Origin of the sequence: Streptomyces sp. NPDC001787 (genome assembly GCF_040297465.1) — a bacterium.
GTDB lineage: Bacteria > Actinomycetota > Actinomycetes > Streptomycetales > Streptomycetaceae > Streptomyces.
Genome location: NZ_JBEOZE010000030.1, coordinates 89,894 through 97,900 on the forward strand (window position 1 = coordinate 89,894; position 8,007 = coordinate 97,900).

Below are 8,007 nucleotides of genomic sequence, written 5' to 3' on the forward strand. Positions count from 1 at the left end.
GAGGCGCGCTGAGACGCCCGTATCAGGCTGAGGCGGAAATGACACAGACTTGCCACAGGCACGACACAGGTGCGCGACGGGTACGGCACGGCTCGGAGAGTGTGGCTCCTGCAGCCGTTTCACTCCGGCGGACGGGCCTCGCGACGGAGCGCCGACCGGGTGTGGTCGTACCGCCATCGCCCTCCAGAGAGAAGGCACGCTCCGGTGTCAGCCGGACCGGGGTGCCCGGCTCGGTCCAGCGGGCCGTGACCGCGTCGCGGCCAGGTTCGTCGGTGGCGTTCGCCCAGCAGGCGAAGTGCGGCGGTGGCGATGCAGGTGGTGCCCGCCGTCTGCCGCTGCTCAGCACTCAGCCGGGTCCTGGCCCGCCGAGCACACCCGGTCCGGGTTGTCCTCGTCGTCCCAGAAGTCGTCGGCGGCCGGGGCCACGGCCTGGCCGGGCGTCCACTCCGTGTTGAAGAAGTTGTGGTTGGCGCCGACCATGCAGGGGGTTGAGGAACATCGGAACGAGAACCGGCGCTAAGCCCTCCCCGCTCCCCCGGGGCTCGTTGACCTGCGGTTCCGTGGTGGTTGAACCTTCGGCGGTCGTGTTGATCAACTGCCTGGAGGTCCGGGCACCGGTCGTTTCTGACGGATGAGCAGGCCGGGGTACGCGGCGTCCCGAGGGACGCCGGACCGCGCGGAGCTGGAGCGGTTCTGCTTCCTGGACGACGCGGACCGGGAGCTGGTGGAGTCGAAGCGGCGGGCGCACAACCGGCTGGGCCTCGCCGCCCCGCTGACGACTGTGCGCTGCCTCGGGGTGTTCCTGGACGACCCGACCGACGTGCCGGTGGAGGTCGCGGAGTACCTGGCCGAGCAGCTGGACATCGAGGACGCCTCAGTGCTGGAGGCGTACGGCGCGCGGGAGAACACTCGGCTCGACCACGTGCGCGAGCTGCGGCGGCTGCTGGAGTACCGGGAGTTCACCGAGGCCGAGCCGGAGCCGCGGACGTGGGTGGACGCGCGGGCATGATCGACCGGGGAAGGGCCGAAGGCGCTGTTCGACGCGGCGGTGGGGTGGCTGCGCGAGCGGCGGATGCTGCTGCCGGGGTGACGACACTGGCCCGGCTGGTGGCGTCGGTGCGGGAGGCGGCGAACCAGTGGCTCCGGGCCGCAAGAAGGTGGGTCGGTCGGAGATCGACACCGAGCTGCTGTCCGGGTCGTGGAAGCGCCTGGTGTTGTTCGCGCCGCACCTGGAGCCGGGAAGGTGGGCTGGAAGGCGTACTCGTTCTGCGGGCTGGAGCAGGTACACCGGCTGCTGCGGCGCAGAGAGGTCTTCGCGGTGAACTCCTCGAAGCGGGGTGACCCACGGGCGAAGCTGCTGGCGGGGGCCGCGTGGGAGCAGGCCGGGCCCACCGTTCCGGCCTCGCTCGGCCTGCCGGCCGACGCCGCCGAGCACCTGGCCGCGCGGGCCACGCTGCTGGACGGCACCTACCGGGAGGTTGCCGCCCGGCTCCCTGCGAACGCACCGGTCACCGCCGACGGCGAGGGGCGGCTGCACTTCGCGGCGCTGGAGCCGGAGGCCGAGGGGGCGTCGCTAGTGGCGCTGCGGTCGGCGGTCTGCGGTCTGCGGTCTGCGGTCTGCGGTCTGCGGTGAACGCGATGCTGCCCAACGTGGATCTGCATGAGGTGCTGCTGGAGGTGTTCTCATGGACGGGCGCGGGCCAGGCGTTCACCTCTGCGGCCGGCGGGGAGGCCCGGTTGAGGGACCTGCCGGTGACGATCGCGGCGCTGCTGGTCGCGCACGGCTGCAACGTCGGCTTCACCCCGGTGGTCCGCGGCGCGGACGCCCGGCGCTACAGCAGGCTCTCTCACGTCGACCAGACCTATCTGCGAATGGAGACCTACCGACAGCCAACTCGGCGCTGATCGACGCCCAGGCGTCCATCCCGCTCGCCCGGGTGTGGGGCGGCGGCCTGGTCGCCTCGGTGGACGGCATGGGTTTCGTGGTGCCGGTGCCCTCGGCGTACGCCAGGCCGAACCCGAAGTACTTCGGGGCCTCCACCGGCGGCGGGCGCCGGGCGGGGCGACACGGTTGAACCTGATCAACGACCAGGCCGCGGGGCCGGGTGGGAAGGTGGTGGCCGGCACCCCGCGTGACTCGCTGTATGAATACGCCGGGCGGCGGTCAGTGCGGGCGTGGCAGGTTCGGGTCGGCGCAGGCCCCGCCAAGCGCGAGCGTGCGGTTCTCGGCCGGGGAGTCGAGCCACTGCGTACGCGTCGCCCGCAACCGGTCAACGTCCGAGGCCGGCTCCGGCACCTGCCCGCGCAGCTTCTCGGCCCACTCCCCGTTCAGCGGGCGGCCGTTGACATACAGCTCGCCATCGACGCCGCCGACCGCGAACAGCACGCCGCCGCACTACGCGGGGACCACCATCGCGCCGACCGCCTCGGAGACCTTGCCCTCGCGCACCAACACCGTGGTGGCCTCCTGGGCGGCGGCCAGGGCATGCTCGTCCAACGGCGGCATCGGGTCCGGCCCGGCAGGCAGATCCATGCGAAGCGCCGCTGTCCTGGCCTCGCCTGTCGGCGGTCAGAGGGAGGTTACGGCGTCGGGTGCGGCGGTGTGCTGTTCGAGGCCGCCGAGGATGAGCGCCAGGCCCGCCTCGAACGCCTCCTCATGATCGAGCGCGGGGACGTCGTCCGGCAGGTCCCCGGTGTCCGGCGCGTCCGCCTCTGCCTGCTCCTCCAGTACGCAGCCGACGGTGAAGCGGCTGGCGGCCAGCATCGCCATCTGTGCCTGCCGCTCGGGAACGCCGGAGGAGACCAGGAAGGCCATCTTGCGGCGGATCCGGTGCAGATCACCGGTCGGAGTGCTGCCGGCGTGCAGACGGGCGCCGTCGCGGCGCATCAGCAGGGTGCGGCGGAAGCTGCGGGAGTTGTCCAGGAACCAGCTCCGCCAGTCGTCCTCGTCTTCCGGCAGGGCGGCGTGGGCGTGCGGGGCCATGGCCGCCTCCGCCATCGCGGCCAGCAGGTCCTTCTTGGTCTTGAAGTGGTAGTAGAGCGACGGCTGCTCGACGCCCAGGCGTTTGGCCAGCCGCCGGGTGCTGACGGTTTCCAGGCCCACGTCGTCCAGCAGGTCCAGCGCCTCCGTGACGACGATCTCACGGTTCATCTTGGTCACGTTGACAATCTATCACCGATAGAAGAACCTGGAAAGGAATCAATCAGCGATAGATTTTTGGGTGGCGTCATGACGAACAAGATCGCGAAGCGCCTGCGGATCCTGGTGGCCGGCGGCGGTGTCGCAGGGCAGGCGCTGGCCTTCTGGCTCACCCGCGGCGGCCACGCCGTGACGGTCGTCGAGCGGTTCCCGGCGCTGCGCGCCTCGGGGGCGCAGGTGGACCTGCGCGGGCAGGGCATCGACGCGGTGACGCGGATGGGGCTGCTGGAGGAGGTGCGCAGTCAGCTGGTGGACGAGGCCGGAGTGGCGTTCATCGACTCCCGCGGGAAGCCGAAGGCGACGATCATGGCCAACACCTCCGGCAAGGGCCGTCAGACCCTGACCTCGGAGTACGAGATCATGCGCGGTGACCTGGTGCGCATCCTGCACGAGGCGACGAAGGACGACGCCGAGTACGTCTTCGGCAAGAGCGTCGACGGCTTCGACCAGCACTTCGACAAGGTCACCGCGCACTTCTCGGACGGGACCTCGGACGAGTACGACCTCCTGATCGGCGCCGACGGGCAGGGCTCGCGCACCCGCCGGGCGCTGCTGCCCGAGGGCTTCGACCCGTACTGGCACGTGGGCATCCACATGGCGTACTGGTTCGTGCCGCGCATCGCCTCCGACACCAACATCCGCGACACCTGCATGGTCCCAGGCGGCCGGCAGATCATGCGGCGCAGCCACAACGCGACCGAGACGCAGGTCTACTTCATGATGCGCGAGGACTCGGCGCAAGCCTCCGCGATCCACCGCGCTCCGATCGAGCAGCAGCAGAAGTTCTGGGCCGAGCGGTTCGTTGACGCCGGCTGGCAGACCGAGCGGTTCGTCAAGGGCATGAAGGACAGCCCGTTCTTCTACTCCCAGGAGATCGCCCAGGTACGCATCGACAGCTGGTCCAAGGGCCGGGTGGCGCTGGCCGGGGACGCCGCGCACTGCGCCTCCCCCTACAGCGGCATGGGGATCTCCGGCGGACTGGTCGGCGCCTACGTCCTGGCCGGGGAGATCAACCGAAGCCCGGGCGACCTGCCGACCTCGCTGGCGAACTACGAGCGCGTCCTGCGCCCGTTCGTCGACGAGATCCAGGGCGAGGTCAACCCGCGCATCCTGCGCGTCGGCATGCCCCTGAACAAGCACGCCATCACCGCGTTCCAGAAAGCCACCGCGCTGGCCTGCTTCCTGCACATCCCCGACCTGGTCGCGCGCATATCGAAGGAGGAGCGCGGCGGTGACTGGCAACTTCCCGCCTACGCCGACGCCTGAGTGCCCGAGGCAGGCCCCGTGCCCACGAGCCTGTCCGTCGCCAAGGCCCGCGCGGCCAGGGCATCGCCGCTACCCTGCCCAAGCGGACCTGGCAGGTCTGCGAGCAGTTCGGACGCTTCCCGCTGTACGGCCCGTCCGAGGCAGACCGCGACCTGAACACCCTCTACTCCCGCGACGGCTACACCGTCCACGCCCCCGGCACCCTCCGCTCACCCCGTCCCCGAGGACACCCGACCCGGCCGAATGAGCACGCCGGCCGCGGCGACGGTACGCCCGAGCTTCGCGGCCCCCGCAGCTCCGGACCTCGGACCTCGGGCCTCGGACCGATGCCAGCCCCAATGGGGCACCACGCTCAGCTTCAGGCCCCGCCCGACTGCCAAGTACTGGTGCTACCCCACCCGCCCCGAGTCCCCTGGGCTCCGGAATCCGTCCACAGGCCGATGGCCGGCGGACGCGCTCAGGATGATCAGCGGCAGAGCGTACTCCCGTTGCACGGCGGCAGAGGTCGGCAGTTCCCACAGATCCAGCTGCCCGAGCACCGGGTCCCGTTCATCGGTGACCCGCCGGGCGTTCAGAGCCGGAACCCCGACGGCGACGGCCACCAGGGCGATACTTCGGCCGCAGCCGAGCACCCGTTGCACCAGCTCGCCGAGGACGGCCCCGGCCTCCGTCTCATCGTGGGCCCTGCGGCGCGATGCGGCGAGCGCCACAAGCGCCGGCCCCGGCCCGAGCGCCCCTGCCAAGGGCAACTGCCACGGCCACTGCCCTGCCACGACCGGGATGTGCCCGCGAAGGCCTTGTCGCCTTGGCCAAGCGGGCAAACCAGCGAGAACTTCCGGCCTCCGCGCTCCATCCCGATGCGCGTCACCGCATCTGTGGCAGCGTCGGCGATCTGGCCGACAAGGGCCAAGCCAGGTTCCGGCGCATGCTTGAGGAGGACGGCGAACGGGCCGAAGCCGGCCGGATCCGGCGCCTCGGCCGGGATCCACTGGTACGCAGAGAGCACAGGCCGGCTGCCGCGTGCCCGTCGGCAGCATCGCGCGAGCATCGAAATCCTTGAGGCTCAGCCATAGAAGAATGCGCTTTTATGACTCCCCGCTCAGGCCGCAGGATGGCTGCGAGCCGGCTTCCGGGGAGGAACGCATGACATCAGCGATCGAAACGGGCCTGCTGCCCGCCACATCCGAAATCCGTCCCGAAGGGCTGGCCGTCGGTGGCGTCCTGCTCACCGAACTGGGGCGACGTTTCGGCACACCCCTCTTCGTGTACGACGAGGAGCATCTGCGACGGCGCTGCCGGGAGGCGGTCGCCGCGTTCGGCCGGGACAACGTCGCCTACGCCTCCAAGGCGTTCCTGTGCACGGCCATGGCCCGGCTGGCCCATGAGGAGGGGCTGTTGCTCGATGTCGCCTCCGGCGGCGAGCTGCGTGTCGCGCTGCATGCCGGGGTACCGGCCGGGCGGATCGTCCTGCACGGCAACAACAAGGACGAGGTGGAACTGCGCACGGCCATGTCCGCCCAGGTGCGGCACGTGGTGGTCGACAGCTTCGACGAGATGGACCGCATCGAGCGGCTGCACTCCGAGGAACGCCTGCCTCCTGCCCGAGTCCAGCTACGGGTGGCGCCCGGAGTGGCCGCCGGAGCGCACGCGGCGATCCGGACCGGCGGCAACGACTCCAAGTTCGGCTTCGGCCTCGCTGGCGGAACCGCTGCGGCCGCCGTGCGCCGGGCCGCCGGCTCCCCTGCGATGATCCTGGAAGGCGTCCACGCGCACGTGGGCTCGCAGGTGCTCGACACGGCACAGCTCGCGGCCGGCGCCGCGGCCGTCGCCCGGTTCGCCGCCGACACCCGGATGCACCGGCTGACGGTCGGCGGCGGCCTCGGCGTCGCGTACGAGGCAGGACAGAGTGCGCCGTCGTTCGCCGAGTGGGCGGCCCGCGTGCGCACCGCGGTACGCGACGCGGGCTGGGCCTCCTCGGTGACCGTGGAACCCGGCCGGTCCATCGCCGCCAGCGCCGGACTGACCCTCTACCGGGTCGGCACGATCAAACGGATCGAGGGCGTGCGGACGTACATCGGTGTGGACGGCGGGATGAGCGACAACCTGCGCCCCGCCCTGTACGGCAGCCGCTACGAGGTCTTCCTGCCACGCAGCCCGCGCGCCCCCCGGCCCATGCGGGCGCGGCTGGTCGGCAAGCACTGCGAGAGCGGCGACGTGATCGTCGACGAGGCCGCCCTGCCCGCCGACATCGCGGTGGACGATCTCCTGGCCACGCCGGTCACCGGAGCCTACGGATACGCCATGGCCTCCAACTACAACAAACTGCCCCGCCCCGCCGTCGTCTTCGTACGCGACGGCCGCGCCCGCACCGTGGTGCGCCGGGAGACCGAGGAGGACCTGCTGCGCCTGGACGTGGACGAGCCCGCCGGGCTCCCGGTAGCGGCGTCGGAGGCGGTACGGTCCGGTGCCGGAGCGGCGCAGTCCGTCGGCACGGCCTAACCTGACCCGATGCTGAACAGTGCCCGACTGCTCGTCCTGCTGGAGATTTCCCGTACCGGCACCATCGTGGCCGCGGCTCAGGCGCTGCATCTGAGCCCGTCCGCGATCTCGCATCAACTCGCCCGGCTGGAGCAGGAGCTCGGCGTGGCGTTGGTGGAGCGTCAGCCGCAGAGCCTGCGGCTGACCGCGGCCGGGGTGCGTCTGGCCGAGCACGCGCAGGCGGTCGCCGATCTGATGGCCGTCGCACAGGACGAGCTGCGGGCGCACTCCGAGGGCGAGGCAGGTGTCCTGCGACTGGGCTTCTTCGCGTCCTCGGGCCTGGAGCTGCTGCCCCGGGCCCTGTCGGGGTTCGCTGCGGTCCGGCCCCAGGTCGAGCTGGAACTGATCCTCGGCCAGCCGCACGAGTTGGTGCCCGACCTGGAGGCGGGCCGGCTGGACGTCGCGGTGGTCTTCGAGCATCCGCTGGACCCCTGGTGCCGGCAGGCGGCCGTGGACGTGGAGATGTTCTTCGACGAACCGCAGCTGGTGGTCCTCCCCCTGCGACACCGCCTCGGGCGGCACGAAACGGTCCGGCTCGCCGCTCTGGAGGGGGAGAGCTGGATCGGTACGCACGGCGGACACACCGGTGAACCGGTCCTGGAACGCGCGTGCGCGGCCGAGGGCTTCCGGCCCCGGGTCCGCTGCCGCAGCGATCACTACCAGGTCACGATCAACCTGGCTCGCGCGGGCATGGGCATCGCACTCGTCCCGGCCCTCGGACTCGGTGACACCGCCGGCGTGCACGTCTGCCGACTGGACCACCCCCGGCTGCACCGCCGCATCGGGGTCGCCACCCGGTCCACCAACCGCAACCCGCTGCTGCAGATCTTCCTCGCCGAGCTGCGGTCGGCCGCCGAGGAGATCCGGTCGCTGCTGGAGGTGCAGTGGTGGGGGGGGGGGGGGGCCCGCGCCCGCCCCCCCCCCCCCCGGGGGGGGGGGGGGGGGGTAAAAAAACGGGAGGGGCCCCGCGCCCGCCGCGCGGGGGCCGCCCCCCACCCCGGATG

At 71.6% G+C, this 8,007-nt stretch carries 7 protein-coding genes and 2 pseudogenes; 4 read left to right on the forward strand and 5 right to left on the reverse strand.

Features of this window, described 5'->3' with window-relative positions; genetic code table 11:
• Nucleotides 1-296 precede the first annotated feature (296 nt).
• A pseudogene (locus tag ABT170_RS31860) lies at nucleotides 297-480 on the reverse strand (hypothetical protein); the annotation flags it as partial.
• Between the two features lie 151 nt (nucleotides 481-631).
• On the opposite strand from ABT170_RS31860, the pseudogene ABT170_RS31865 reads away from it, so the two are divergent.
• Nucleotides 632-2,146: pseudogene (locus ABT170_RS31865) on the forward strand (DUF4158 domain-containing protein); the annotation flags it as partial.
• 18 nt (nucleotides 2,147-2,164) lie between these two features.
• Here the strand turns inward: ABT170_RS31865 and ABT170_RS31870 are convergent.
• Genes ABT170_RS31870 through ABT170_RS31880 form a run of 3 tightly spaced genes read right to left on the reverse strand, consistent with a single transcriptional unit; the run spans nucleotide 2,165 to nucleotide 3,151 of the window.
• Nucleotides 2,165-2,386 (reverse strand): hypothetical protein, encoded by a 222-nt coding sequence (locus ABT170_RS31870; protein WP_351873167.1) that lies wholly within the window; start codon nucleotides 2,384-2,386, stop codon nucleotides 2,165-2,167.
• A 9-nt stretch (nucleotides 2,387-2,395) separates the two neighbouring features.
• Nucleotides 2,396-2,533, reverse strand: coding sequence for a hypothetical protein (locus tag ABT170_RS31875; RefSeq protein WP_351873169.1), 138 nt, complete (start codon nucleotides 2,531-2,533; stop codon nucleotides 2,396-2,398).
• A gap of 36 nt (nucleotides 2,534-2,569) precedes the next feature.
• Nucleotides 2,570-3,151 (reverse strand): TetR/AcrR family transcriptional regulator C-terminal domain-containing protein, encoded by a 582-nt coding sequence (locus ABT170_RS31880; protein ID WP_351873193.1) that lies wholly within the window; start codon nucleotides 3,149-3,151, stop codon nucleotides 2,570-2,572.
• Between the two features lie 78 nt (nucleotides 3,152-3,229).
• On the opposite strand from ABT170_RS31880, the gene ABT170_RS31885 reads away from it, so the two are divergent.
• Nucleotides 3,230-4,465, forward strand: a complete 1,236-nt coding sequence (locus tag ABT170_RS31885; protein WP_351873172.1) for an FAD-dependent monooxygenase — start codon at nucleotides 3,230-3,232, stop codon at nucleotides 4,463-4,465.
• Between the two features lie 389 nt (nucleotides 4,466-4,854).
• Here ABT170_RS31885 and ABT170_RS31890 read toward each other — a convergent pair whose 3' ends face one another.
• On the reverse strand, nucleotides 4,855-5,238 hold the full coding sequence (locus ABT170_RS31890; RefSeq protein ID WP_351873175.1) for a hypothetical protein: 384 nt from the start codon (nucleotides 5,236-5,238) through the stop codon (nucleotides 4,855-4,857).
• 370 nt (nucleotides 5,239-5,608) lie between these two features.
• Here ABT170_RS31890 and lysA point away from each other — a divergent pair, with 370 nt between their 5' ends.
• Together lysA and ABT170_RS31900 are read left to right on the forward strand one after the other, a co-directional pair.
• Entirely contained in the window at nucleotides 5,609-6,964 is a 1,356-nt protein-coding gene (lysA, locus tag ABT170_RS31895; RefSeq protein ID WP_329941167.1) for a diaminopimelate decarboxylase, read from the forward strand.
• 9 nt (nucleotides 6,965-6,973) lie between these two features.
• A partial coding sequence (locus ABT170_RS31900; protein ID WP_351873178.1) for a LysR family transcriptional regulator occupies nucleotides 6,974-8,007 on the forward strand: 1,034 nt, incomplete at its 3' end.